Raw genomic sequence first — 25,526 nt, 5'->3', positions numbered from 1 at the left:
GCAGCACAAGAAACGGCATGGGGGAGGTGACGAAATGGTTGATGTACTTTCGCAGAATGAAATAGACGCCTTGTTAGCCGCATTATCTTCCGGCGAAATGGACGCCGAGGAGCTCAAAAAGGAAGATACGCAGAAAAAAGTCAGGGCGTATGATTTCAAAAGAGCAGTCCGGTTCTCTAAGGATCATATACGCAGTCTCACACGAATTCATGAAAATTTTGCCCGCTATTTAACGACATATTTTTCAGCTCAGCTGAGAACTTTTGTGCAAATAAATGTGGTACAAGTCGAACAATTGCCGTATGATGAATTCATCAGGTCAATACCAAAAATGACCATTCTTAACATCTTTGAAGCGGAGCCCCTCGAAGGCCGAATGGTGCTAGAGGTGCATCCCAACGTAGCATTCGCCATGCTTGATCGTCTCCTGGGCGGAGCCGGAACTTCACCCGCAAAGATCAACGCCTTAACCGAAATCGAGACCATCGTCATGGAACGCATTTTCAGCAGAACCTTTGAAAGCCTGCAGGAAGCGTGGAAAACCGTGGTCGATCTGGCGCCGCGCATGGAAGCATTGGAAACCAATCCGCAGTTTATGCAAATTGTCTCTCCTAATGAGACTATTGCACTAATCTCTTTGAGTACGAAAATTGGCGATACAACAGGAATGATCAACTTGTGTATTCCACATGTGGTCATCGAGCCCATTATGCCGAGATTGTCGGTGCACCATTGGTTCGTGTCCCAGAAAAAAACCAGCGCACCGGAAGATATCGTGGCCTTGCAGTCCAAACTGCATAAAGCTAAGCTTCCCATCATGGCGGAGCTGGGTGAGTCGGAAATATCAGTGCACGAGTTTTTGAACTTACAGGTTGGGGATGTCATTTCTTTGAATAAACCGGTTGACGAGCTGCTTAATATCCGCATTGGTGAAAGGCTTAAATTTATAGGAAATCCGGGCACGAGCAGAGGCAAAATGGCAGTGCAGATCACGGAGATTGTAAGTGAAGGAGCGGAAGAAAATGACGAATAACAAAGATTATTTGTCTCAAGAGGAAATCGATGCGTTATTAAAACAATCATCCGGTGATTCTTCAGATGACTCAACTGGTGTGGTGCGCGTGCAAGATTATTTGTCTTCCTTAGAGGAAGATGCGCTTGGCGAAATCGGCAATATCACTTTCGGCAGCGCCGCTACGGCATTGTCTACACTGCTAGGGAAAAAAGTCGATATAACAACTCCCAAAGTGTCAGTGATCGCGCGAAAAGATTTGGCGGATGAATTTCCTAAGCCGCACGTCGCGGTGCATGTGAATTATGTCGATGGTTTCGATGGTATTAATTTGTTGGTCATCAAAACACGGGACGCGCAAGTTATCGCTGACCTAATGATGGGTGGAGACGGCAAGGGGCAGGAGACAGAACTATCGGAAATACATATCAGTGCCGTACAGGAAGCAATGAACCAGATGATGGGCTCCTCCGCCACTTCGATGTCTACAATTTTTAATCGCTTCGTAAATATCTCTCCTCCGGGGATTGATATACTGAATCTAGCTGAAGAATCAGCTGGCAATGCAACGCTACCGTCCGAAGATGTGTTTGTGAAAATTTCGTTTCGCTTGACCATTGGAGATCTGATTGATTCGTCGATCATGCAGCTGCTTCCTGTTAGCTTCGCCAAGGAAATGGTGTCCATTCTAATGGGAGGGGGAGACAGCGTAGACCAATCTGCGGCCGCTACGGCGTCTGAGCCCGCACAATCGGCGCCTTCCGTACAGCAGCAGCCAGTGGCACCACCGCCGGTAGAAGAATCTTACGCTCAGCGGCCTATGCACCAGCAGCCGCCTGTGCCGCCGCAGCAGCCGATGTACGAGCAGCCGCCTATGTATCCGCCGCAGCAGCCGATGTACGATCAATCATCGGTGTATCCGCCGCAGCAGCCGATGCATCAACAACCGCCGGCAACGTATGGTACCGGCCCCGTGCGTAATGTGAATGTGCAGCCAGCGCAGTTTTCCGGGTTTAACCCTGTGCAGCTGTCTCCAGCCGAGGATACCAACCTGAGTTTACTTTTGGACATCCCGCTGAAGGTCACGGTGGAATTGGGAAGAACACATAAGGTGATTAAGGATATTCTTGAACTGTCTCAGGGCTCTATCGTAGAGCTGGACAAGCTTGCCGGTGAACCTGTCGACATCTTAGTAAATAACAAATTGATTGCCAAGGGCGAGGTTGTCGTAATTGACGAAAACTTCGGGGTGCGTGTCACAGATATAGTGAATCAATGGGATCGAATTCAAAAATTAAAATAACAATCATACCCTAGGAGGACTGTTTACACATGTCGAACCGAATTTTAGTAGTAGATGATGCAGCGTTCATGAGAATGATGATTCGAGATATCTTGACAAAAAATGGATATGAAGTAGTTGGAGAAGGTAATGACGGGGTACAAGCGATTGAGAAATTCAAAGAATTACGGCCTGATTTGGTAACGATGGACATTACGATGCCAGAGATGGATGGTATTGCTGCACTGAAAGAAATTAAAAAGCTGGATCCAAGCGCCAAAGTCATCATGTGTTCCGCAATGGGACAGCAAGCGATGGTTATAGATGCGATTCAAGCCGGCGCCAAGGATTTTATTGTGAAACCCTTCCAAGCAGATCGTGTCATTGAAGCGATTAAGAAGACGTTAGGCTGATAAGTTCAGGCGAGAGTCTGACATAGCCCGAAGGGAATGTGATCAATGACAAGACCCGCAACCAATCTTTATGCATTCATACTCGTGGGGATGTTCAGCTTTGCCGGTTTCTCGTTGGTGTGCTACGGGGAACCGGGCGCTCCATCGGATATGCCGCATAAGAGCGCGCCGGATCTCGGTTACGCAGGTAGCGTGAGTACCGTAGATACGGCAGTTATGATTACTAAAGTGATCTTTTTTCTTCTTATTATTATCGGATTATTTTTCGTAGTAATTAAGTTTATTGCCCAAAAAAATAAAATGTTGTTTGGGCGCTCGCTGCGTTCGTTGGGCGGCGTGCCACTGGGTCAGAATAAATCGATTCAAGTGGTTGAAATCGGCCGTTCCCTATATATAGTGGGCGTTGGAGAAAACGTGCAGCTGATGGAAAAAATTCAAGATGCCGAAGAGGTTGCCTATATCACCGAAATGCTATCATCGGGAAGTTCAGTGCATAAAGCAGGCTATCACACGCTGACCAACTGGTTCAACAAATTAAGGAAAAGGGATGACGAAGATATCTTGGAAGAATCCGACATCACATCGTCCTTCCAGCAAGTGTTTCACAATAAAATGCAGTATCTGTCCGATCGCAAAAAAATGGTGGAAGAGATCTGGCTGGATGAGAACAATAAAGATCGGTTGAATGATAAACAATGAAATGGAAGGCTATCGCTCTTACCGTTGTATCCTTGTGCACTTTGCTGTTCAGCAGTGGTACGCAAACTTACGCTGCAGAACCGATACCAGGCATTGATATTGATATTGGTTCGTCTAACACGCCGGGGGGCGCATCCAACACGATAAACATTATCCTGTTGATTACGATATTAAGTCTCTCACCAGCAATTCTCGTTCTAATGACGAGTTTTACTAGAATTATCATTGTTCTCGGATTTGTGCGCACTTCGTTGGGCACGCAGCAAATGCCTCCCAATCAAGTGCTAATCGGATTGGCTCTGTTTCTCACTTTTTTCATTATGGCTCCTACATTCGGAGAGTTGAATCAGACCGCGCTGCAGCCATATCTGAAGGGTGAGATGACGCAAACGGCAGCACTCGAACGCGCTTCTCTGACAATGAAAGAGTTTATGTTTGAACATACGCGGCAAAAGGATTTGAAGTTATTTCTGGACTACACACAAACGGAGCCGCCAGGCGGCATTCAGGATACTCCTCTCACGGCACTAGTGCCCGCCTACGCGATAAGTGAGCTTAAAACGGCTTTTCAAATGGGTTTTATGATTTTTATCCCGTTTTTGGTCATTGATATGGTTGTATCAAGCACGCTCATGGCGATGGGAATGATGATGCTTCCGCCGGTGATGATTTCGCTGCCATTCAAGATATTGCTGTTCATTTTAGTGGATGGCTGGTATCTTGTCGTTAAATCCTTGCTGCTCAGTTATAACGCTTAGGTGCGGCAAAACATGCAGGAGGAGAATACAGAGTGAGTTCGGAATTTGTCATCCATCTGGCCGGTGAGGCCGTGTATACCGTGCTGAAAACCAGCGCACCAATGCTTGTCATAGGACTGGTGGTTGGGTTAATCATAAGCATATTTCAAGCGACTACCCAAATACAGGAGCAGACGCTGGCTTTTGTTCCAAAAATCGTCGCTGTGCTGTTGGCTATTTTATTTTTCGGTCCCTGGATTTTAACGACATTAGTCGATTACACTTACAACTTGTTTAATAACCTTCACAAATTTATTGGCTAGGTTGTGACTGAAGATGGAATGGGTTAGTCAATATTTGCCTAGCTTTCTGCTTTGTTTTTGTCGGATTACATCGTTTTTTGTCGTCGCGCCCGTGTTTTCATCCAGAAATATACCGAACCATTTTAAAATTGGACTCGCTTTTTTTGTGACATTGATGGCTTACTCGTTAGTTGGCTCATCCGCGCCGGTGGCATTCGACTCGCTTTACTTGTTGTCGCTCTGCCGGGAAGTTCTGGTCGGTGTAACCTTAGGCTTTGTCGCATATATGTTTTTCGCAGCGTTTCAAATTGCAGGCTCTTTTATCGACATACAAATAGGCTTCGGTATTTCCAACGTTATCGACCCAATGACCGGGGCTTCTAGTCCCATTCTAGGGAACTTCAAGTATATGGTCGCGGTAGTACTGTTTCTCTCACTCAACGGTCACCACTCACTGCTCAAGGCGATCATTGAGAGCTATGAATGGATTCCTCTGTCTAACGATGTGTTCTCTAAAACGTACAATGGGCAGATTTCACAGTTTATGGTACAGACGTTCTCTACCGTGTTCGCGCTCAGCTTGCAAATTGCAGCACCCATTGTCGCGGCACTGCTTTTGACAGACATTGGACTTGGCCTGCTATCTAGAGTGGCACCGCAGTTCAACATTTTTGTCGTGGGGGCGCCTCTGAAGATGTTAATTGGTTTCATGCTGTTAATTATGTTGTTTCCGGGATATCACGATGTGTTCGAGGGTTCCTTTGTCTCCATGCTGGATTCATTACAAAAATTTATTGGGTTATTCACCGGTTGAGCGGGAGGACTGGAAGTGAATCATTTTCAACTGCAGTTGGATTTGCAAATGTTTGCCGGGGAAAAAACCGAGCCCGCAACGCCCAAAAAACGGCAGGAATCGAGAGAGAAAGGGCAGGTCGCCCGAAGCATGGACGTACCTGCGGCATTCATTCTTTTTTTCTGTATTTTATCGTTCTATCTATTCGGCGGATACATGAAAGATCAGATTATGTTAATCTTCCGGTCGGTATTGAATGATTACTTGTTAATGGATACAACGGTTGAAAACATAGAGAAGCTGTTTCAACAGTTGATGGTACAAAGCTTGCTGCTTTTGACCCCTATCATGCTCGTAGCGGTGGTGATAGCCATCTTCAGCAGCTACTTACAATTCGGTTTTCTGATTACAGGTGAGCCTCTGAAGATGAAGTTCAGCAAGCTGAACCCGATCGAAGGGGCCAGAAACATCTTTGGCTTAAGATCATTGGTTGAGTTATTAAAATCTTTACTGAAGCTGTTTGTCATCGGCTACGTGGTGTATTCCACACTGTGGGAAGAGAAGAGCCACCTGATGGAATTCGCCAGTATACCGCTCGAAGGCATCTTTTCCATTATTGCATCCATTTCACTGAAGTTAGGCATAAAAATTGGTATTGTCCTTATCGTTCTCGCGCTGTTTGATTACATGTACCAAAAGTACGAGTTTGAAAAGGGAATTAGAATGTCTAAGCAGGACATAAAAGACGAATACAAGAAGACGGAAGGCGATCCCCTAATCAAGGGGAAGATTCGCGAGAAACAACGTCGCATGGCGCTCCAGCGTATGATGCAGGAGGTTCCGAAAGCAGATGTTGTGATCACGAATCCTACGCATTTTGCAGTAGCGTTGCGCTATGATGCGAAACAGATGCAAGCCCCAACGGTTGTAGCAAAAGGCACGGGCTTCCTCGCGTTGAAAATTAAGCAGATTGCGAAGGAAAACGGCATTATCACAATGGAAAATAAGCCTTTGGCGAGAGCTCTGTACGCTCAGGTGGAAATCGGGGAAGGCATTCCGGCTGACATGTTCCAAGCGGTGGCCGAAGTGCTGGCATACGTGTACAAAATGAAAGGCAAGGCCAACTAAGACAGAAAGGAGGACATCTGCGTGAGAGTGAAAGACCTGGTGGTGCTCGTTGGAGTTATCGGAATCATACTCATGATGGTAGTCCCGGTACCTATTTGGTTGTTGGATGTCCTACTGATCATCAATATCTCAGTAGCTTTAGTGATCATTCTCGTCGGGATGAACACGACCCATGCACTTCAGTTCTCTATATTTCCTTCACTATTGTTGATTACCACACTGTTTCGTCTAGCGTTAAATGTCTCTACGACAAGAAACATTTTGGCTCATGCCAACGCTGGTAGCGTGGTCACAACCTTTGGTTCGTTCGTTGCCCAGGGGAACATTGTCGTGGGCTTTGTCGTTTTTATCATTCTAGTTCTGGTGCAGTTTATTGTGATAACCAAAGGTTCTGAGCGCGTTGCCGAGGTCGCAGCCCGCTTTACGCTGGATGCGATGCCTGGTAAGCAAATGGCGATTGATGCTGACCTGAACGCAGGTCTTATCAACGAACAACAAGCTAAGGAACGACGTGAGAACATCGCCAAGGAAGCAGATTTTTACGGGGCTATGGACGGTGCGAGCAAATTTGTGAAAGGTGATGCCATCGCAGGCATTATCATCCTTATCATTAACATTTTGGGCGGATTGATTATCGGTGTGACCATGAAGGGCATGGATATCGCCGAAGCAGGTGAGCGTTATTCCATTATGACCATCGGTGACGGCCTAGTTAGTCAGATTCCAGCACTGCTGATTTCCACCGCGGCAGGTTTGATTGTTACGCGTGCCTCATCCGATGGTAATTTAGCACACGATTTGACAGCGCAGATTTTCTCTTACCCGAAGCTGCTTTACATCGTCGCAGGAACAATCACGCTGTTGGGAATTTTCACACCGATACATCTTATTACCACACTTCCTATCGCGGCTCTATTGGCTTTCGCGGCCTACAAAATGCAGCAGAGCGTGGTCAGACAGCAGGCACAAGAAGACATGCTCGAGGAGGAACAGCAGATCGAAGAGGTACGAAGCCCTGAGAGCGTAATCAGCCTGCTGCAGGTGGATCCCATTGAATTTGAGTTCGGCTATGGATTGATTCCGTTGGCCGATACCCAGCAGGGCGGCGATCTATTGGACCGCATCATATTGATTCGCAGGCAGTGTGCTTTGGAGTTGGGTATTGTTGTTCCGGTGATTCGTATACGTGATAACATTCAGCTCAAGCCGAACGAATATGTCATCAAAATCAAAGGCAATACGGTGGCGCGCGGCGAGCTGCTGCTCAATCATTATCTGGCAATGAGCCCGGGTATCGATGATGATTCCATCGCCGGGATCGATACACTGGAGCCTGCTTTTGGACTGCCTGCGTTATGGATTGATGAGGTGATGAAGGAAAGAGCCGAGCTGTCCGGCTATACGGTGGTAGACCCGCCGTCCGTGGTGGCGACACATTTAACGGAAGTAATCAAGAAATATGCTCATGAGCTGCTTGGACGCCAAGAGACGAAAGCATTGATCGAAAATGTGAAAGAAAGCTATCCTGCGTTGGTGGACGAGCTAATTCCCGGCGTACTGTCCACCGGGGATATACAGAAAGTGCTTGTGAAGCTGCTCAGGGAAAAAATATCCGTCCGCGATCTGGTAACGATCTTGGAAACGTTGGCGGACTACGCCACCTACACCAAGGATCACGAAATCTTAACGGAATATGTGAGACAAGCGTTGTCCAGACAAATCACACAGCAGTTTGCTGCCAGCGGGGATTCGCTGAAAGTAATTACTGTAGGACCGACTTTGGAAAAGAGAATCGCCGAGTCCGTACAGCAATCGGATCAAGGCAGCTATTTAGCGCTCGATCCGAGCTCAACCCAGCTGATCTATCAGCGCGTAACGGATCAAGTCAGCAAGCTGATTCAGGCCGGTCAGCCGCCGATTGTTCTCACGTCGCCTACTATTCGGATGTATTTAAGGCAATTGCTGGAACGAACAATGCAGGATATACCGGTATTGTCATACAGTGAGCTTGAACCCAACGTCGAAATTCAAAGCATGGGGGTAGTTAACTTATGAGGGTAAAGCGGTACGTAGTGGATTCCATGCCCGATGCGCTGCATAGAATTCGCACGGAGTTAGGTAAAGACGCGGTAATTCTGAACACCAAAGAAGTCAAGTCCGGGGGCTTCATGGGAATGTTCAGCAAGAAAAGGATTGAAGTCATTGCCGCAACAGATTCGGAAGCCGCCGCACCTTCCAGGACGATCCCGCCCGCAGCCAAGCCTCCAACGCACGCGGAAAGCGTCCAACCGAGTTTCGGTACTATACAGCAAAATGCACATGCCGCTTACGCTAGACCGGCGGCGGCATCGGTACACCCAGCCTCGACAATGGATCGGCAGGATGCCTCGGTTTTCCCGGAAGTGCCGGACTTCTTGGTACAGGGTGGGCCAGCTCACACACAGGCACGAGAATCCAACTCAACCAATGCGAAAGCAAAGGAAGACATCCTGTTAGATGAACTGAAACAAATGAAGGAATATATGCATAAGCTCTCAGTGCAAGGATTACAGCAAACAGCTCTGCACCCCGTGCTTGAGGCATTCCGTGAGCGTCTGCTTGCTCAGGAGCTTGATGCAGCATTGGCAGAAGATATCATACTGGCCGTAGCGGAACAAACACAGGATTCGGACATTCCGTTAACAGAGGAGCACGTGGAACAGTCATTACGTTCACAGTTATCCAAACTGTTTCATACCGGCGGGTCAAAGCGGTTGGACCGTGACGCAAATATCGTACATTTTGTGGGACCAACCGGGGTAGGCAAAACAACAACGATCGCCAAACTGGCCGCAGAGCAGGTGTTGAAACATCAACGTAAAGTCGGATTCATCACATCGGACACCTACCGTATAGCGGCTGTCGAGCAGCTAAAGACGTATGCCACCATTCTCAACGTTCCGTTGGAAGTCGTATTTTCGCCACAGGACTTGCCAAAAGCGTTTGAACAGTTGAAAGACTGCGATCTCATTTTCATGGATACGGCAGGCCGAAATTACCGTAACGAAATGTATGTATCAGAGCTCAACGCACTGCTGCACACCGGAGGAAAGAGTGAAACGTATCTCGTCCTCAGCTTGACCACCAAGTACAAAGACATGAAAGTTATTGCCGAAAACTTTTCCAAATTTAAACTGGATAAAGTTTTGTTTACTAAAATGGATGAAACCAATTCGTATGGTGCGATCATTAATCTGGTGAATGACTTCAAGCTGCAGCTGTCGTACGTGACGCATGGACAGAATGTGCCGGATGATATATCTGAACTGCACGAACAATACATCATTGACTTGATACTGGGGGCCCATAACCATGAATGACCAGGCCCAGGGACTCCGGAATCTTATCTCAAACCGGCAAAATCCGCAGACCTCCACAGTCACGCGCATTATTACGGTTACCAGCGGCAAGGGCGGCGTTGGCAAATCCAACTTTACGCTCAACTTCGCATTGGCGCTTCAAAAGAGAGGCTTCCGCGTGCTTGTTTTTGACGCTGATATCGGCTTAGCCAACATAGATGTGCTAATGGGGATCTCCGCGAAGTACAGTTTGTATCATTTACTGAAACAAGAAAAAACGATATGGGAGATTATCAATGTCGGCTACAACGGTTTGCAGTTTATAGCTGGCGGCTCCGGATTTAATGATTTGATTAGACTAACTGAGGAACAACTGGATTATTTTGCACAACAGGTGGACCAATTGAACGGATCGGTAGATTACATTATTTTTGATACCGGCGCCGGTCTATCCAAGGAGACATTAAAGTTCATCCTGGCGGCCGAGGAAACCATCGTGGTGACAACACCTGAGCCAACCTCTGTCACCGATGCCTATGCGATTATCAAAATGGTGAATTCTATGCGCGAGCCTGTTAGGTTCAAGCTAGTGGTGAACCGGGCCACGGACTGGCAGGAAGGGAAGCACACGGCGGATAAGATCAGCTTGGTTGCCAAGCGGTTTTTGCAACTCGACATTCCTGCTCTAGGTTTCGTAGCGGATGACAGCTGTGTGTCGAGAGCGGTCAAAAAGCAGGTGCCGTTCACCATTGAGTATCCCGCTTGTACCGCGTCACAGTCAATTGACAAGCTTGTCGAGGCTTTTATAAGCAGGCAGACTCCTATGGATCAGCAAAAAAGTGCGGTGAAAGGGTTTCTATCAAAAATGATCAGACTGCTCAAGCAATGACATCCTCTCACCGACAAATACTGACAACCTTGAGGAGTGAACCATATTATGCAAAGTTATGAAGTTTTAGTGGTTGATGACTCTGTCTTCATGCGTAAGATCATCACCGATCTCATTTCCGAGGATCCGCAGTTCAAAGTGATAGGCGCCGCAAAAAACGGCAAACAAGCTGTTGAAATGGTCAAACGGCTCAGACCGCGGGTGGTGACCATGGACATTGAGATGCCGGAGATGAACGGCTTGGATGCATTGCAAGTGATTATGACTGAGCAGCCTACGCCGGTTGTTATGCTCAGCAGCTTGACGCAGGACGGGGCCAGAGAAACAATTATCGCGCTGGAACGGGGGGCTATAGATTTCATAGGCAAGCCTTCCGGTTCCATCTCCTTGGATCTCCGCAAAGTGCAGACAGCATTGCTGGAAAAACTGCGCGTGGCGGTGAAGGCCGATGTAACGAAGTTTCGTGTACACCAAGCCCCAGCTTGGAAGCCGTCCGTAGGGCCACAACACGGGACTGAAGCGAAACAAACGATTACGCATGAACCGAGACCTATACCGACTAATCCATTGAATGGACAAGCACCGTCGCAGGTTAAGCAGGTCATCGCTATCGGTACTTCCACCGGCGGGCCGCGGGCTTTGCATCAAGTGATCTCGAACATTCCAGCGCATCTGCCGGCGCCCATAGTCATTGTGCAGCACATGCCGCCAAATTTCACAAAATCGTTAGCGCAAAGACTGGATTCTGTATCCAATGTGTGCGTGGTGGAGGCCAAGAATGGGATGATCCTGCAGAATGGTGTGGCTTATGTTGCGCCCGGGGGCTTTCATATGTCGGTCGCCCGTAACGGCACCGGCTCGTACAAAATTCACATCAGCAAGGAGGAACCACGCGGCGGGCACAGGCCGTCGGTTGATACTCTGTTTGAATCGCTGCTGCCGTTCAAAGAATTGAAAAGGCACATAGTGCTGATGACAGGTATGGGATCCGACGGAGCCAAAGGGATGCTAGCGTTAAAAAATGCCGGGGCTGTGACCACTATCGCCGAATCGGAAGAAACATGCATCGTATACGGGATGCCAAGAGCAGCGGTAGAGCTGAATTGTGTCACGCATGTGCTGAATCAGCAGGACATAGCCCAGAAGCTAGCTCAGGCAGTGCTGAGATAAATGTTAGGCGTGAACACGTTTTAGGCATTTTACATTGATGGAGGTGTGGTTATTGGAGACGAATCAATATTTATCTATGTTCATTGACGAATCGAGAGAGCATCTGCAGGCGTTGAATGATAACTTAATGAGTCTCGAGAGCAATCCCGAAGACATAAGTATCGTACATAATATTTTCCGCTCTGCTCACACGCTGAAAGGCATGTCAGCCACGATGGGTTTTGAGGATTTGGCGTCACTCACACATGAGATGGAGAATGTGCTGGACCTGGTCCGCAACGACAAGTTGAAGATGGATCCCTTTATTTTTGATTGCATCTTCAAGAGCTTGGATTTCCTCGAATCCATGGTAGATGATATCATCCAGGGCGGGACAGGGAGCGCTGATGTTTCCGAGATAGTCAATGCCCTGAAATCTATCGTCAGCGGGGAGTATGTGAAGGGCGGTGCGCCGCAGCAGGGCGACGCTGCAGACAAAGAAGCGGGAGCCTCCGCAGCCTTGGATGAGTTTCAGCTGTCTATTATACAGCAGTCCATCGAAAATGGAATGCGTGTATTCTACATCGAAGTCGGCATCAGTCGCAGCTGTGTGCTTAAGGCGGCCCGTGCTTACATGGTTTTCAACGTGTTGGAGCAGAACGGAGAGGTTATCAAATCCGCTCCATCGGTGGAAGATATCGAACAAGAAAAGTTTGACCATGAGTTTTCCGTATTTTTCGTGTCCAACGCTGACAAGGAGGAGTTGGAGAAGCAGATATCCGCTGTGTCAGAGATTGACAAGGCTTTGGTGACAGCGTTGGACGCGGAGAAGCTGGAGAAGCTGTTGCAGCTGTCAACACATGCCGCCCAAAGAGAAGTTGCAGCCACAGGCACAGCACCAGCTGCGGCGGTGTCAAGCGCAGCAGCACCTTCCCAGGCAGGCAGAACCGAAGCGAAGAAACCCGCTGGCTCGGCACCAGTATCCAGCCGGACGATACGCGTGGACATTGAGCGTCTGGATGCATTAATGAATCTGTTCAGCGAGCTATTAATCGATCGGGTTCGGCTCGAGCAGTTGGCTAGCGAACTCAAGAAGAGCGAGTTGAGCGAGACCGTGGAACATATGTCCCGGGTAAGTAGCGACCTGCAGGGTATCGTGCTTAAGCTGCGGATGGTCCCAGTTGATACGGTATTCAACCGGTTTCCGCGAATGATTCGCGATGTTGCGAAAACGCTCGATAAAAAGGTAGATCTTATCATCACAGGGGCTGACACCGAATTAGATCGCACGGTCGTGGATGAGATTGGCGATCCGCTGGTACATTTGCTCAGAAACGCGGTAGACCATGGTGTGGAACCGACTGCGGAGCGCATCGCTGCAGGCAAACCGGAAACAGGTACGATCAATTTACGGGCCTTCCACAGCGGAAATTACGTGTTCATCGAGATTGAGGAAGACGGCCGCGGAATTAACCGTGACAATGTACTGAAGACCGCGATACAAAAAGGCGTCGTCACTCCAGAGGAGGCTGCCAAATTATCGGATGAAGAAGTATATCTGCTGTTGTTCTCATCCGGATTCAGTACTGCTGAGAAGATTTCGGACATTTCCGGCCGCGGCGTAGGACTCGATGTGGTGAAGACCAAAATTGAGAGCTTGGGCGGAAGAGTGCAAGTGAGCTCAACCTTAGGCCAGGGAACGAAATTTTCGGTACAGCTGCCTCTTACCTTGTCGATCATCTCCGCCATGCTGGTGCGGTTGTCGAATGAAAAATACGCGATCCCGCTCAGTTCCATCGTGGAAACAGCGGCAATCAAGCCTAATCAAATTCGGTATGTCCATGGCAATCGCATGGTAGACTACCGGGACGGTGTCATTCCGTTGGTGCCGCTGGCCAAACTGTTTGAAGTGCCGGGCACCACGGAGGACATTGAAACGGAATTACAGATCGTTGTCATACGTAAGGGTGACAAATTGGCTGCGGTCGCTGTGGACGACTTCATCGGCCAGCAGGAGATTGTGCTTAAATCGCTTGGAACCTATTTAACGGATTTGTTTGCTGTTTCGGGAGCAACTATTTTGGGCGATGGTCAGGTAGCCTTGATTATCGACACCAATGCGTTGATCAAATAAATAGCTTCAATTTAAAAGCACTTTATTTTAACAAATAGGAGGCAGGAACAATGGGGGAAGAAATTAAAGTTATCGTATTTGCGTTAGGTGATGAAGAATATGGCGTTGAGGTAGATAAGGTACGGACAATCGAGCGAATGCAGCCGATGACACGTGTGCCAAAGACTCCGGCATTTGTCAAAGGAGTGATCAACTTACGCGGCATGGTGACTCCCATCATTGATCTGCGTGGAAGATTTGACTTCCCAGAAAGCGAATATACGGAAAATACGCGCATTATCATCGTCGGTGTGGGAGACGTAGAAGTCGGCTTGATCGTGGATGCAGCAAACGATGTTATTGATGTGGACAGGGACCGAATCGAGGCGCCGCCCGAAATTGTCGGCGGTATCAAAGCTAAGTATTTACAGGGCATCGCCAAAGTGAGTGATACGAGACTGCTCATCTTGCTAAACCTTGAAGAGGTTCTGCACAAAAGCGAGCTTGCCGCACTGGAAGGTCAAGAGGAGTAACCGCGTGGAACTGTTCGATCGCTTCGCTGATTTTCAAATGGATGTACTCAAAGAAGTAGGAAATATCGGTGCAGGACACGCAGCCACAGCGCTCGCTAAGCTATTGGACAAGCCGGTCGATATGCTCGTGCCAAAGGTGCGGATGGTTGCCTTCGAAGAGATAGCGGAGAGCGTCGGTGGCGCAGAGCAGGTGGTCATAGCGATTTTCCTGCGGGTTGAAGGGGAAACGCCTGGTAATTTGTTTTTCATGCTCACCATGCATTCTGCTAAAAAATTATTACGTAATTTGGTGGGAATAGAAGTAATTGACCACGAACAGTATTCGGAAATGGAACTGTCGGCGCTAAGTGAGATCGGTAACATACTCGCAGGCTCCTACCTGTCTGCACTGGCAGACTTTACGCAATTATCTATGTCCCCAACAGTTCCGGCGCTGGCGATCGATATGGCAGGGGCGATATTGAGTTATGGTCTTATACAATTCGGTCGAATGGGTGACTCCGCCCTACTGATAGACACGAAATTTTTGGATGGTAACAATGAAGTGGAAGGCCGTTTTTTTCTCATACCCGACCCGGAATCGTTCGACAAAATTTTCGCGGCTTTAGGAGTGCAGTGTCCATGACGCAGGAGCAATACATCAAGGTTGGCATGGCCGATCTGAACGTGACACATTTGACCGGAGTGTTGAAAACGACAGGTTTGGGGTCCTGCGTAGGCCTTACGCTGTTCGATGCAAAAGCCAGGATTGCAGGAATGGCTCATGTGATGCTCCCGGATTCGGAGATTGCTAGAGAAGGCAAATTCAATATAGCCAAGTACGCAGATACAGCTATACCTGACATGATAGGTAAAATGCAGAAGATGGGCGCTGCAGTGAGCCGGATGGAAGCCAAAATGGCTGGAGGGGCACAGATGTTCGCCTTCGGAGGGAACTCTGATACGATGCGCATTGGCCCGAGAAATGTGGAGTCCTGCAAAAGCATGTTGAAGCAGTATTCCATCCCTCTCAGAGGAGAAGATACGGGCGGCAGCTACGGAAGAACGATTGAATTCAATTGTGAAACGGGCCTCCTTTTAATCCGAAGTGTTCAGCATGGAGTGAAGGAGCTGTAATTTTTTTATGATGGGAACCATACGTTGGAATTTGATAATCGGCAGCATTTCGTTTCTCCTGACGTTTTTGATCTCGCTGGGTAACAATATTTGGTTAACGACGCTGCTGCGCAGCCTGTACAGCTTTTTGTTGATGTTTGTGCTCGTTTTCTTATTTCGTTGGGTATTGGGTACCATCGCGGGATTGCATAAACTGGGCTCAGTCGATGTGCCGGCTGCTGAGACGGACGACGATCACATAGGAAATGCGTTGGATATGTCGACGCCGGACGAACAAGAAGCGCTGCACGCTATGCTGAAACAAACCAATACCCCCAACGAGGGCGCGGCAAATGCCGGTTTCAAACCGCTTACGCCTCCCAAATTAAGCAGCAGCACTACAGTGGATACAGCCGAAATGGCACAAGCGGTACGTCGCATGACGGAAGAATAAGGGTGGTGGCAACCGTTTATGATTCAGCAAAAGTCGCATTTATCCAATATGGATGTCTGGAAGCAGTGGAAGGAATCCGGCTTGATTGAAGCAAAACAGTCGCTGATCGAAACGTATCTGCCGTTGGTCGAATATGTTTCGAACCGTCTGTCCATCGGCCTCCCCAAAAATGTATCAAAAGATGATTTAGCTGGTTTCGGTGTGTTGGGCTTAATAGACGCCATTGAAAAGTTCGATTACTTACGTGGTCTGCAATTTGAAACGTATGCTTCCTGGCGTATCCGCGGTGCTATCATCGACGGATTGCGTCAGGGAGACTGGGTGCCTAGATCGGTACGGGAAAAATCAAAAAAAATCGAAGAAGCATATCAGCAATTGGAACAGCAATATTCGCGCTCCGTCACGGATGCGGAAATTAGTGCCTATCTGCAGGTCAGTGAAAACGAGTTCCGGCAAATGGTGCAAGAAATTTCTATCACGACCGTGTGCTCTGTCGATGACCCTATTAGAGAAGAAGATTCTGAAACGAGGCTTTCTCTTTTGATTGATGAGAAGGCTAAGAATCCTGAACATACAGTAAATGAGTTTTATTTGAAAGACACGCTAGCCAAAGCTATCGAACGGCTGACAGAGAAAGAACGAACCGTTGTGTCACTGTTTTACTTTGAGGAGCTGTCTTTGACTGAGATTGCTGAAGTGATGAGTTTGTCGCCCTCGAGAATTTCCCAGCTGCATTCGAAAGCGATATCGCGTTTGCGCGCGGCGCTTGGCCGTTATCAGGAACAGTTGTTTAATCATTGAGTACAAAGGGGGGAGATGCATGCCAGATCAGGCTGTTCCGTTAAGTGTTTGTGCGGAAATTGTATTATCTGAAGACAAGCTTCACGCGTTCCTGCAATTTAAGCAGTGTGACGATAGGTTGACTTTTTCTATAGATCAACTGGGGGAAGTGCTCCAATCGTTTCACGTTTCACATGGCGTCGACCGGTCGAAATTGGCGGAAATCGCAGATAACCCCAAGGCTTTTTTTTCCGCTAAGACGTTGATAGCAACAGGCAGTCCTCCAATCCCGGGACAAGACGGCTACATCAACCTGCTGCTCGATCTGGACACCGACACCAAGAAGCCTGCTGAGATGGAGGATGGAAAGGTGGATTTCAAGCAGATCACCTCCATCCACAATGTGAAGAAGGGGCAGTTGATTGCCCAACGATTTTTTGGCACGGAAGGTGCGCCGGGCATCGCGGTAACCGGAGAAACGATTGCTGCGAGGGCCGGCAAGGAGGCGCATTTTAAAATTGGCAAAAATGTAGTGACTGACGCAGACAAAACCAACCTGTACGCGGCAATAGACGGAATGGTCACAAAAACCGACCGTGACAAAATCAATGTGTTTCCTGTTTTTGAAGTGAACGGTGATGTCGATTACAATATCGGAAACATCGACTTCGTAGGAACGGTTGTAATTCGTGGAAGCGTCCTGACCGGCTTCAGAATTAAAGCCGCAGGAGATATTCGGGTCACCGGGAGCGTCGAGGGAGCAGACTTGGAAGCAGATGGCTCGATAGAAATAACAGCAGGCATTCTAGGTCACAACAAAGGGGTCATTCGTGCGGGAAAGCGGGTGAAAAGCTCCTTCATTCAAGACGCCACGATCATCGCTGAAGAAGTGACAGTTTCTCAAAGCATTATGCACTCTACGGTCCGGGCCAGCAAAGAAGTCATATGTAAAGGGTCCAAGGGACTCATTGTCGGCGGTGTCATTCAGGCCGGTGAACTGGTTTCCGCGCGTACCGTCGGTAACTCCATGTCTACAGCCACTGTTATCGAGGTGGGCGTACTGCCTGAGCTGCGTAATGAGCTAGCGCAGTTGAGAACACAGCTTCGATCAGTCAATGAAAATATTGATAAAACCGATAAGGCCTTGGGCATGCTGGATCAATTGGCAGCGGTTGGGCAGCTGGGACCGGATAAGGTTGGGATGAGAATCAAACTCAACCATACAAAAAGACAGCTCACGGAAGAGCAAACCAGCATCAAAGAACGTGTGTTTGAATTAGAGAAATCGCTGGAGGATTCAGACCGGGCTAAGGTGGAAGTGAACTCAATTTATAGCGGCGCCAAGATTGTGATCGGCCGCTATACTAAATTCATTAAAGATCCTATTTCTCATGTTAAATTCGAATTAGCGAACGGTGACATTGCCATGATTCCACTGTAGAGGCGGTGGTGAGGAGGGGCCGGTGTTGAGTATGAGAGCGATTGAGCTCCAATTTGCATTGCGCATCAGCACTCATCAGGGAACAACAGTAGGGATGCCAAAAAACAAGCGTAACTCAGAAGAAAACGATGCAAATCAGCCCGCCAAGCGCAATGACCATCTTTTTAAGGGCAGGCATATCGATTTGTCATTGTAACTACGAATGCGGAAAGGTGAATAGCATTGGATCAACCTGCATGGGTATACATCGTGTTGATGGGTTTGGCGTTAATTGTAGCTGCTAAGATTTTGCCCAAATCGAGCGTCTCAAAAGGGCAGAAAAATCCTAACATAGATGAAATCGAAGAGATGATGCAGCAATTTACCTCCGAATTGGATGAACAAAATCAAGCCTTTATACAATTGATGGCCGAAACGAAGAAGGATTACGAAATACAATTAGCTAAGCTGACTTCACGCGTTGAAATGTTGGAGCAGCAGTCTGGCCTGGCAGTGCAACAGCTGGCCAAATTGGAGATTGCGTATAGCGCGCTGCAAAGACAAAGCTTGCGCTCAAGCGATATTCCCGCTGCAGCTTTTCACCACCAATCAGCTGAGAGCGAACCGGCGGCGGCCAGAGAAGAAACCCCGGCACCTCCTGCGGCTATGAGCATGAAGTTGCGCTACTCTGATCTGTTCGGTATGCGCGGCCAGGGCAAGTCGATTGATTATATTGCTAAGAAACTGAACATGAATAAGGGAGAAGTCAATCTTATTATTCAGTTGGCAAAGCAGGAGGAGCAGATGAATGCGAAATAACAAGTCATTGTTGCACGGTCTCGGCGCCGGATTAATTAGTGGTGCTGTGCTGCTGCAATTGATGGATGCGGCCGCCGATGCCCGGCAAACGCCGATAGATGTAGGCAGCACTCCTCCGGTCGCCGAAATGGATAAAGAGCAGCTCAGGGAAGCCGCGTCCCAATACTATCAAGTTATTGAAAAAGACGTAACTATCTATACTCAAGCGCAGTTGGACGAGCAGCTGCAGCAACTGGCGCAGCAGCAAGCGGCCTCTTCCCAAGCGGTTGCGTCGCAAACTGTCAAGGAAATTCACGTCTACATATCTAACGGTATGACTGCAAGTCAGGTGGGAGAGCTGCTCACTCGAAGTGGTATCATCGCGGATCGTACTGCATTCGAAGAGGCAATGGCTAAGCGGCAATTGAACTACAAAATTGTTGCCGGAGTGTATGCCTTCCAACCTCCGGCAGAGCTATCACAGGTCATTGCTGCCATAACTTCTTAATAAGAAACTACAACCAGCGCCCGGAAGAGGATATCCCCGGCATCATAGTTCTTAGCTGCTTTTTTCGGTACTTTCTCGACCTCCGCCACCTAGCCTCCGGTTAGGTTTTTGTTCTTTATGAGCCGGATGTTGCATAGTATATTGAGTTGTGTTATAGTTGTTGACGGTGTTAAAACGCACGCTGATCAATTCACATAAGGGTGCTTCCCGGACGGAAGTTTTATGTCGAAGATGCGATCTGGCGGAGGAGACCCAAAAACCAATCTAGAGGAGGTGTGTGAAGATGGCAGTAATCTCCATGAAGCAGCTTTTGGAAGCTGGGGTACACTTCGGGCATCAAACCCGTCGTTGGAATCCAAAAATGGATCGTTACATCTTCACTGAAAGAAACGGTATTTATATCATTGACCTGCAAAAGACGGTCAAGAAGGTAGAGGAAGCTTACAATTTTGTGAAATCCGTCGCTGCGGAGAACGGAACGATCTTGTTTGTCGGAACGAAAAAACAAGCTCAAGATTCCGTTGCGGAAGAAGCAGAGCGTTGCGGAATGTACTACATCAACCAACGCTGGTTGGGTGGTACGCTGACTAACTTCCAAACGATTCAAAAGCGTATCGATCGTTTGAAGCAGTTGGAAAGATGGGAAGAAGACGGTACATTTGACGTACTTCCCAAGAAAGAAGTTATTATTCTGCGTAAGGAAAAAGAGCGGCTTGAGAAGTTCCTCGGCGGCATTAAAAATATGAAGGGTCTACCGAGCGCATTGTTCGTAATCGATCCTCGCAAAGAACGTATCGCAGTTGCAGAAGCTCGCAAATTGGGTATCCCAATCGTGGGTATTGTAGATACAAACTGTGATCCTGATGAAATCGATTATGTCATTCCTGGTAATGACGATGCAATCCGTGCTGTGAAATTGCTGACGGCGAAAATTGCTGATGCAGTTATCGAAGCGCACCAAGGTGAACAAACAACAGCTTAAGGGCTGAATAGGAAAGGGTGGTTCAAAGGTGTAAAATCCTTTCACCGCCCTTTTTTTAGGGATACATAATCTAAAATACAAGGAGGCCAAAACATGGCGGTAAATGCAGCATCGGTAAAAGAATTGCGCGAAAAAACGGGAGCAGGAATGCTCGATTGTAAAAAAGCGTTGGAAGAAGCGAATGGTGATTTGACCAAAGCGGCGGAAATTCTGCGTGAAAAGGGCTTGTCTGCCGCGGCTAACAAAGCTGGACGTATCGCTACTGAAGGCGTTGTCGAGTCTTACATCCATGGAGGCGGGCGGATCGGCGTGCTTGTAGAAATTAACTGTGAAACTGACTTCGTTGGCAAAACTGATCAATTCCGGGATTTCGCAAGAGACGTAGCGATGCAAATCGCAGCAGCTAATCCATTGTACGTACGCCGTGAGGATGTGCCTCAAGACGCGCTGGACAAAGAGCGTGAAATCCTTAAAAACCAAGCGCTGAATGAAGGCAAACCGGCTAACATTGTTGAAAAAATGGTGGAAGGCCGCCTTGGTAAATATTATGAAGAGTACTGCTTGATGGAACAGCCGTTTATCAAAGATCCAGACAAAACCGTGGGCCAGCTTCTTAATGAAAAGGTTGCTGCGATCGGAGAGAACATTACGATTCGCCGCTTTGTCCGCTTCGAGCTAGGGGAAGGCTTAGAGAAAAAACAAGAAAACTTTGCTGAAGAAGTTATGGCGCAAGTGAAGAAGGACTAAATAAGAAAACCGAAATCGCGGGAACACTTAGTGTTCCTTCTTTTTTAAACATAAACAATTATAGCTGCTTTCGAACGGGGGGATAAAGCTTGGCGCAACCTATCTTCAAACGGGTTATTTTAAAATTGAGCGGAGAAGCTCTGGCGGGACAGCTAGGATATGGGATCGATTCGGATATGATCTCCTCGATAGCCAAACAGGTCAAGGAAGTCGTGGAGTTGAACGTCGAAGTAGCTATCGTGGTTGGCGGCGGCAATATATGGAGAGGTATTGCAGGCAGCGCCAAAGGCATAGACCGTGCAACGGCGGATTATATGGGTATGCTCGCCACGGTAATGAATTCATTGGCGCTGCAAGATGCTTTGGAAACCATTGACGTTCCGACCCGTGTGCAGACCTCCATTACTATGCAGCAGGTTGCGGAGCCTTACATTCGCAGAAGAGCGATTCGCCATTTGGAAAAAGGCAGAGTCGTTATTTTCGCGGCTGGCACAGGAAATCCTTACTTTTCGACCGATACCACCGCAGCGCTCAGAGCGGCTGAAATTGAGGCGGAAGTGATCCTTATGGCTAAAAATAAAGTGGATGGCGTATACTCCGCTGACCCTTTCAAGGATGCCAACGCGCAAAAGTTTGAAACGTTAACTTATATGGAAGTTCTGAGCAAAAATTTGGGTGTAATGGATTCGACCGCTTCATCGCTTTGCATGGATAACAATATTCCGTTAATCGTATTCTCCATAACCGAGAGCGGCAACATCAAACGAGTGGTGCTAGGTGAGAAAATTGGTACGATTGTAAAAGGGAGTGTTTAAATAATGCCACAGTCGATTAAGAAAAGCGCGGAAGACCGCATGGAGAAAGCCGTCGGTGCGCTGAAGAAAGACCTTGCCAGTTTACGTGCCGGCCGAGCTACACCGGCGCTCCTGGATCGTGTACAAGTCGAGTATTACGGCGCGATGACTCCAGTGAGCCAACTCGCTAACATCAACACCCCGGATTCACGTACGCTGATGATTCAACCTTGGGATAAAAGCTCGGTGTCGGCCATTGAGAAAGCGATTTTGAAATCAGATCTGGGTTTGACGCCATCGAGCGACGGTTCTCAGATCCGCATCGTTATTCCGGCCTTAACGGAGGAACGGCGGGCGGAGTTGGTCAAAATGACGCGTAAATTCGGCGAAGAAGCTAAAGTGGCTATTCGTAACGTACGACGCGATGCCAATGATGATATCAAGAAGCTTGAAAAAAGCGGTATATCTGAGGATGAAGCCCGCAAGCATCAAGACGATATCCAGAAGTTTACCGATAAGTTCATCGGTGAAGTGGAGAAAGTGTTAGCCGTGAAAGAAAAAGAAATTATGGAAGTATAATGTAAAAGACCCCCTCTCGAGGGGGCTTTTAGTCTTTCCTTACTGGAGGCAAACAAAAATGATACCTTTCAAAAAGTGGTTTGGAAGCAAGCCTCAGGGTGAAGAGCTCATTCCACGGCTCGATTCCGACAACATTCCGAACCATGTGGCGGTCATCATGGACGGCAACGGCCGATGGGCGCAAAAACGAGGTCTACCCCGCGTTGCCGGCCACCATTCAGGGATGAAAAACGTTAAAAAAATCACCATGGCTGCAAACGCAATTGGCGTCAACGTGCTTACCATGTATGCATTTTCCACTGAAAATTGGAAGCGCCCAAAAGAAGAAGTCGAATATCTGATGAAGCTCCCGCTGGAATTTTTTCCGAAAGAAATTGAAGAGCTAATAGCGAACAATGTGCAAATCCGCATGACGGGATGGAAGGAAGGCTTGCCGGAGTATACATTAAAAGCCATCGAAGACGCAATCGAACAGACAAAGCATAATGACGGGCTGATACTGAACTTTGCTTTAAATTATGGGAGCCGAAAAGAAATGCTCTCCGGTGTGAAACAGATGGCTCAAGATATCACTGATGGGGTAATAAGTGCGGACGCCATCGACGAGTCGTTGTTCTCGAGTTATCTGCTGACAAATCCGCTTCCCGATCCAGATCTATTGATTCGTACTAGCGGTGAGCTACGGATCAGCAACTTCATGCTATGGCAGCTGGCCTACTCGGAACTATGGTTCACGGATTTATGCTGGCCTGAATTCTCTGAGCAGCATTTTTATGAAGCCATTGGAGAATATCAACGCCGAGCACGAAGGTATGGCGGACTTTAGCCAGCAAACGGAGGAATACAATTGAAGCAGCGAGTCATCACAGGTCTGACTGCAGGGTTAGTTTTTTTGGTCTTATTGTATTTGGGAACGTTCTGGTATGCAGGCTTAATCATTTTGTTAGCGATCGTCGGTTTTGATGAATTTGCGCGAATGAATGGTTTGAAACAGTATAAAGCAACGACATGGCTCGGTTATTTGGGTGTTGTCTGTTTAGCGGTGCCTTGGCAAATATCCGATCCCTATCCAGTTCTTTCCATAGAACAGTTGATATGGTTTTTTTTATTTATTTACTTCTGTGTTACAGTAATATCAAAAAACAAAGTGACGATCGATCAGATCGCCATGTCTTTTCTCGGTATGGTATATATCGGAACGGGTTTCCACTATATGATAGAAACCCGCATGTTAGACAATGGCGGGCTGTTCTGGACGCTGCTTGTCTTTTTTTGCATTTGGGGGACGGATTCCGGGGCTTATTTCGTTGGTTCCGCCATCGGTAAACGCCCCCTCTGGCCGACCATTAGTCCGAACAAATCGATCGAAGGGGCACTGGGCGGTATTATCGTTTCAGTGGCGGTAGCGTTATGTTTCTGGCTTGCAAGGCCGGACACGCTGTCGTGGCTGGATGCCGTGCTGCTGGGTGCCGTGATAGCGATAGTCGGACAAATGGGTGATCTGATCCAGTCTGCATATAAGAGGGCGAAGGGAATTAAAGACACCGGCGCGATCCTACCGGGACATGGCGGTGTGCTTGACCGCGTGGACAGCTGGTTGATCGTCTTTCCTGCGGTGCACCTGTTCGCCTTAATTCCCCATACATAATTTAGCAGTGAGGTGAAAAATGAAACGGATTGCCATTCTCGGTTCCACCGGTTCCATCGGAACTCAAACCTTAGACGTTATTTCGCATCACCCCGAGCTCTTCACTGTGGAAGGCCTTGCCGGCGGCCAGAATCTGTCTTTGCTGGCTGAGCAAGTCATCCGGTTTCAACCGAAAAAAGTTTCCGTAGCAACCAAAACGTTGGCCGAAGAGCTAAAGCAATTGGTGCCGGCAGGTACAGAGGTGTTTTACGGTGCGGAGGGCCTTCAGGAAATCGCCGCAGGCACGGATGCCGATTTCGTGGTAACCGCAGTGGTGGGAAGCCAGGGGCTGCGGCCAACGCTGGCGGCAATTGAAGCCGGGAAGGATATCGGCTTGGCCAACAAAGAAACGTTAGTGAGTGCAGGACATATTGTGACGGAGAGCATACGACGCCACGGTGTCAAACTCTTGCCGATCGACAGCGAACACTCCGCGATTTTTCAATGCTTAAACGGCGAGTCTATCGAGGACGTACATAAGATTACCCTAACTGCCTCCGGCGGATCGTTTCGGGACCGCTCCCGCGCAGAGCTGCGGGACGTAACGGTCGAGCAAGCCCTGCAGCATCCCAATTGGTCCATGGGCGCGAAGATCACGATAGATTCCGCAACGATGGTTAATAAAGGCCTGGAAGTAATAGAGGCCCATTGGCTGTTCGGGCTCCCTTACGCCCAGATCGATGTGATCATACATCCGGAAAGCATCATTCATTCGTATGTGGAGTTTAGGGATCACAGCATTATCGCCCAGCTGGGCAATCCCGATATGCGGGTGCCCATTCAATATGCGCTGACATACCCGCAGCGTCTGCCCACTCCAACCCGTTCATTGAGTTTGGCGCAAGTCGCCCAACTTCATTTCCGCGAAATGGACTTCGAGCGCTTCCCCTGCCTGCAGCTTGCATACGACAGCGGAAAGGCCGGAGGTACCGCTACAACAGTATTCAACGCGGCGAATGAGACCGCGGTACAGCGCTTTTTGAACGGGGAGATCCGCTTTTTGCAGATAGAAGACATCATTAAGGAAGTGCTGGAACGGCATGCAGTGGCGAGCAATCCCGACATAGAGCAGATAACCGAGGCCGATGCTTGGGCAAGACATGTGGCCGGCAGCATAAATTGAAAACGCCGTATCGCGTATTCTCCAGCCTGATTTGACTAGCAGGATCATATGCTCTTATCATGGCGCTGCTTGTATTCCTATTGAGAATAATGTTAATCTTAAAGATAGGCTTGGGCGGGGGCACGCTGGATGGCTGTGCTCCAGCCCCATGCCACGGAAGCTTCGCCGCAA

29 protein-coding genes are annotated in these 25,526 nt (G+C 48.3%); all 29 read left to right on the top strand.

Annotated features, from left to right (window positions below; genetic code table 11):
* Window positions 1-34 precede the first annotated feature (34 nt).
* The 29 genes from fliM (at window position 35) to CBW46_RS01145 (ending at window position 25,355) form a co-directional block, all read left to right on the top strand.
* Complete coding sequence (gene fliM, locus CBW46_RS01280; protein ID WP_089198216.1) at window positions 35-1,033, top strand: flagellar motor switch protein FliM; 999 nt, start codon at window positions 35-37, stop codon at window positions 1,031-1,033.
* A complete protein-coding gene (fliY, locus tag CBW46_RS01275) occupies window positions 1,023-2,315 on the top strand; it encodes a flagellar motor switch phosphatase FliY (protein ID WP_089198215.1) in 1,293 nt (430 codons plus the stop codon). Before fliM ends, fliY begins: the two co-directional genes overlap by 11 nt.
* Before the next feature lie 29 nt (window positions 2,316-2,344).
* Window positions 2,345-2,707: a response regulator gene (locus CBW46_RS01270; RefSeq protein WP_089198214.1), complete on the top strand. Its 363-nt coding sequence runs from the start codon at window positions 2,345-2,347 to the stop codon at window positions 2,705-2,707.
* A gap of 45 nt (window positions 2,708-2,752) precedes the next feature.
* On the top strand, window positions 2,753-3,406 hold the full coding sequence (locus CBW46_RS01265) for a flagellar biosynthetic protein FliO (RefSeq protein WP_089198213.1): 654 nt from the start codon (window positions 2,753-2,755) through the stop codon (window positions 3,404-3,406).
* Window positions 3,403-4,164 (top strand): flagellar type III secretion system pore protein FliP, encoded by a 762-nt coding sequence (gene fliP, locus CBW46_RS01260; RefSeq protein ID WP_089198212.1) that lies wholly within the window; start codon window positions 3,403-3,405, stop codon window positions 4,162-4,164. Before CBW46_RS01265 ends, fliP begins: the two co-directional genes overlap by 4 nt.
* 32 nt (window positions 4,165-4,196) lie before the next feature.
* Window positions 4,197-4,466 (top strand): flagellar biosynthesis protein FliQ, encoded by a 270-nt coding sequence (gene fliQ / locus CBW46_RS01255; protein WP_089198211.1) that lies wholly within the window; start codon window positions 4,197-4,199, stop codon window positions 4,464-4,466.
* A 13-nt stretch (window positions 4,467-4,479) separates the two neighbouring features.
* The gene (gene fliR, locus CBW46_RS01250; protein ID WP_089198210.1) at window positions 4,480-5,259 is read left to right on the top strand and encodes a flagellar biosynthetic protein FliR; all 780 of its coding nucleotides are present in this window, start codon (window positions 4,480-4,482) and stop codon (window positions 5,257-5,259) included.
* A 15-nt stretch (window positions 5,260-5,274) separates the two neighbouring features.
* Window positions 5,275-6,366, top strand: coding sequence for a flagellar biosynthesis protein FlhB (flhB, locus tag CBW46_RS01245; RefSeq protein WP_089198209.1), 1,092 nt, complete (start codon window positions 5,275-5,277; stop codon window positions 6,364-6,366).
* A 21-nt stretch (window positions 6,367-6,387) separates the two neighbouring features.
* Entirely contained in the window at window positions 6,388-8,421 is a 2,034-nt protein-coding gene (gene flhA, locus CBW46_RS01240; RefSeq protein WP_089198208.1) for a flagellar biosynthesis protein FlhA, read from the top strand.
* Window positions 8,418-9,725, top strand: coding sequence for a flagellar biosynthesis GTPase FlhF (gene flhF, locus CBW46_RS01235; protein WP_089198207.1), 1,308 nt, complete (start codon window positions 8,418-8,420; stop codon window positions 9,723-9,725). The genes flhA and flhF overlap by 4 nt, the downstream gene beginning before the upstream one ends.
* Window positions 9,718-10,593: a MinD/ParA family protein gene (locus CBW46_RS01230; protein ID WP_089198206.1), complete on the top strand. Its 876-nt coding sequence runs from the start codon at window positions 9,718-9,720 to the stop codon at window positions 10,591-10,593. The genes flhF and CBW46_RS01230 overlap by 8 nt, the downstream gene beginning before the upstream one ends.
* A gap of 48 nt (window positions 10,594-10,641) precedes the next feature.
* Window positions 10,642-11,763 (top strand): protein-glutamate methylesterase/protein-glutamine glutaminase, encoded by a 1,122-nt coding sequence (locus CBW46_RS01225; protein ID WP_089198205.1) that lies wholly within the window; start codon window positions 10,642-10,644, stop codon window positions 11,761-11,763.
* Between the two features lie 52 nt (window positions 11,764-11,815).
* Window positions 11,816-13,876 (top strand): chemotaxis protein CheA, encoded by a 2,061-nt coding sequence (locus tag CBW46_RS01220; RefSeq protein WP_089198204.1) that lies wholly within the window; start codon window positions 11,816-11,818, stop codon window positions 13,874-13,876.
* 50 nt (window positions 13,877-13,926) lie between these two features.
* Window positions 13,927-14,388, top strand: a complete 462-nt coding sequence (locus CBW46_RS01215; RefSeq protein ID WP_089198203.1) for a chemotaxis protein CheW — start codon at window positions 13,927-13,929, stop codon at window positions 14,386-14,388.
* A 37-nt stretch (window positions 14,389-14,425) separates the two neighbouring features.
* A complete protein-coding gene (locus CBW46_RS01210; RefSeq protein WP_424445853.1) occupies window positions 14,426-15,013 on the top strand; it encodes a chemotaxis protein CheC in 588 nt (195 codons plus the stop codon).
* Window positions 15,010-15,504 (top strand): chemotaxis protein CheD, encoded by a 495-nt coding sequence (locus CBW46_RS01205; RefSeq protein WP_089198201.1) that lies wholly within the window; start codon window positions 15,010-15,012, stop codon window positions 15,502-15,504. Before CBW46_RS01210 ends, CBW46_RS01205 begins: the two co-directional genes overlap by 4 nt.
* Before the next feature lie 7 nt (window positions 15,505-15,511).
* On the top strand, window positions 15,512-15,937 hold the full coding sequence (locus CBW46_RS01200; protein ID WP_089198200.1) for a hypothetical protein: 426 nt from the start codon (window positions 15,512-15,514) through the stop codon (window positions 15,935-15,937).
* Between the two features lie 18 nt (window positions 15,938-15,955).
* Window positions 15,956-16,738, top strand: coding sequence for a FliA/WhiG family RNA polymerase sigma factor (locus tag CBW46_RS01195; protein WP_089198199.1), 783 nt, complete (start codon window positions 15,956-15,958; stop codon window positions 16,736-16,738).
* A gap of 19 nt (window positions 16,739-16,757) precedes the next feature.
* Complete coding sequence (locus CBW46_RS01190; RefSeq protein WP_089198198.1) at window positions 16,758-18,158, top strand: DUF342 domain-containing protein; 1,401 nt, start codon at window positions 16,758-16,760, stop codon at window positions 18,156-18,158.
* 25 nt (window positions 18,159-18,183) lie between these two features.
* Window positions 18,184-18,354: a hypothetical protein gene (locus tag CBW46_RS21140; RefSeq protein ID WP_165842168.1), complete on the top strand. Its 171-nt coding sequence runs from the start codon at window positions 18,184-18,186 to the stop codon at window positions 18,352-18,354.
* Between the two features lie 26 nt (window positions 18,355-18,380).
* Complete coding sequence (locus tag CBW46_RS01185; protein ID WP_089198197.1) at window positions 18,381-18,956, top strand: hypothetical protein; 576 nt, start codon at window positions 18,381-18,383, stop codon at window positions 18,954-18,956.
* Complete coding sequence (locus CBW46_RS01180; protein ID WP_089198196.1) at window positions 18,946-19,443, top strand: MltG/YceG/YrrL family protein; 498 nt, start codon at window positions 18,946-18,948, stop codon at window positions 19,441-19,443. The genes CBW46_RS01185 and CBW46_RS01180 overlap by 11 nt, the downstream gene beginning before the upstream one ends.
* 283 nt (window positions 19,444-19,726) lie before the next feature.
* Window positions 19,727-20,425 carry a 30S ribosomal protein S2 gene (rpsB, locus tag CBW46_RS01175; RefSeq protein ID WP_089198195.1) on the top strand — a complete coding sequence of 233 codons (699 nt, stop codon included), beginning with the start codon at window positions 19,727-19,729 and terminating at the stop codon, window positions 20,423-20,425.
* 93 nt (window positions 20,426-20,518) lie between these two features.
* Window positions 20,519-21,172 carry a translation elongation factor Ts gene (gene tsf, locus CBW46_RS01170; RefSeq protein WP_089198194.1) on the top strand — a complete coding sequence of 218 codons (654 nt, stop codon included), beginning with the start codon at window positions 20,519-20,521 and terminating at the stop codon, window positions 21,170-21,172.
* An 89-nt stretch (window positions 21,173-21,261) separates the two neighbouring features.
* Window positions 21,262-21,987 (top strand): UMP kinase, encoded by a 726-nt coding sequence (gene pyrH / locus CBW46_RS01165; RefSeq protein WP_089198193.1) that lies wholly within the window; start codon window positions 21,262-21,264, stop codon window positions 21,985-21,987.
* A gap of 3 nt (window positions 21,988-21,990) precedes the next feature.
* A complete protein-coding gene (gene frr, locus CBW46_RS01160; RefSeq protein WP_089198192.1) occupies window positions 21,991-22,545 on the top strand; it encodes a ribosome recycling factor in 555 nt (184 codons plus the stop codon).
* Window positions 22,546-22,603: 58 nt separating this feature from the next.
* On the top strand, window positions 22,604-23,371 hold the full coding sequence (locus tag CBW46_RS01155; RefSeq protein WP_089198191.1) for an isoprenyl transferase: 768 nt from the start codon (window positions 22,604-22,606) through the stop codon (window positions 23,369-23,371).
* Between the two features lie 21 nt (window positions 23,372-23,392).
* On the top strand, window positions 23,393-24,193 hold the full coding sequence (locus CBW46_RS01150; protein WP_089198190.1) for a phosphatidate cytidylyltransferase: 801 nt from the start codon (window positions 23,393-23,395) through the stop codon (window positions 24,191-24,193).
* Window positions 24,194-24,212: 19 nt separating this feature from the next.
* Window positions 24,213-25,355, top strand: a complete 1,143-nt coding sequence (locus CBW46_RS01145) for a 1-deoxy-D-xylulose-5-phosphate reductoisomerase (protein ID WP_089198189.1) — start codon at window positions 24,213-24,215, stop codon at window positions 25,353-25,355.
* Window positions 25,356-25,526: the final 171 nt, after the last annotated feature.

Source organism: Paenibacillus xerothermodurans, from assembly GCF_002220865.2.
Lineage (GTDB): Bacteria > Bacillota > Bacilli > Paenibacillales > NBRC-103111 > Paenibacillus_S > Paenibacillus_S xerothermodurans.
Note: the sequence above shows the minus strand (reverse complement) of the source record. Positions and strands in the feature narration are given on the sequence as shown.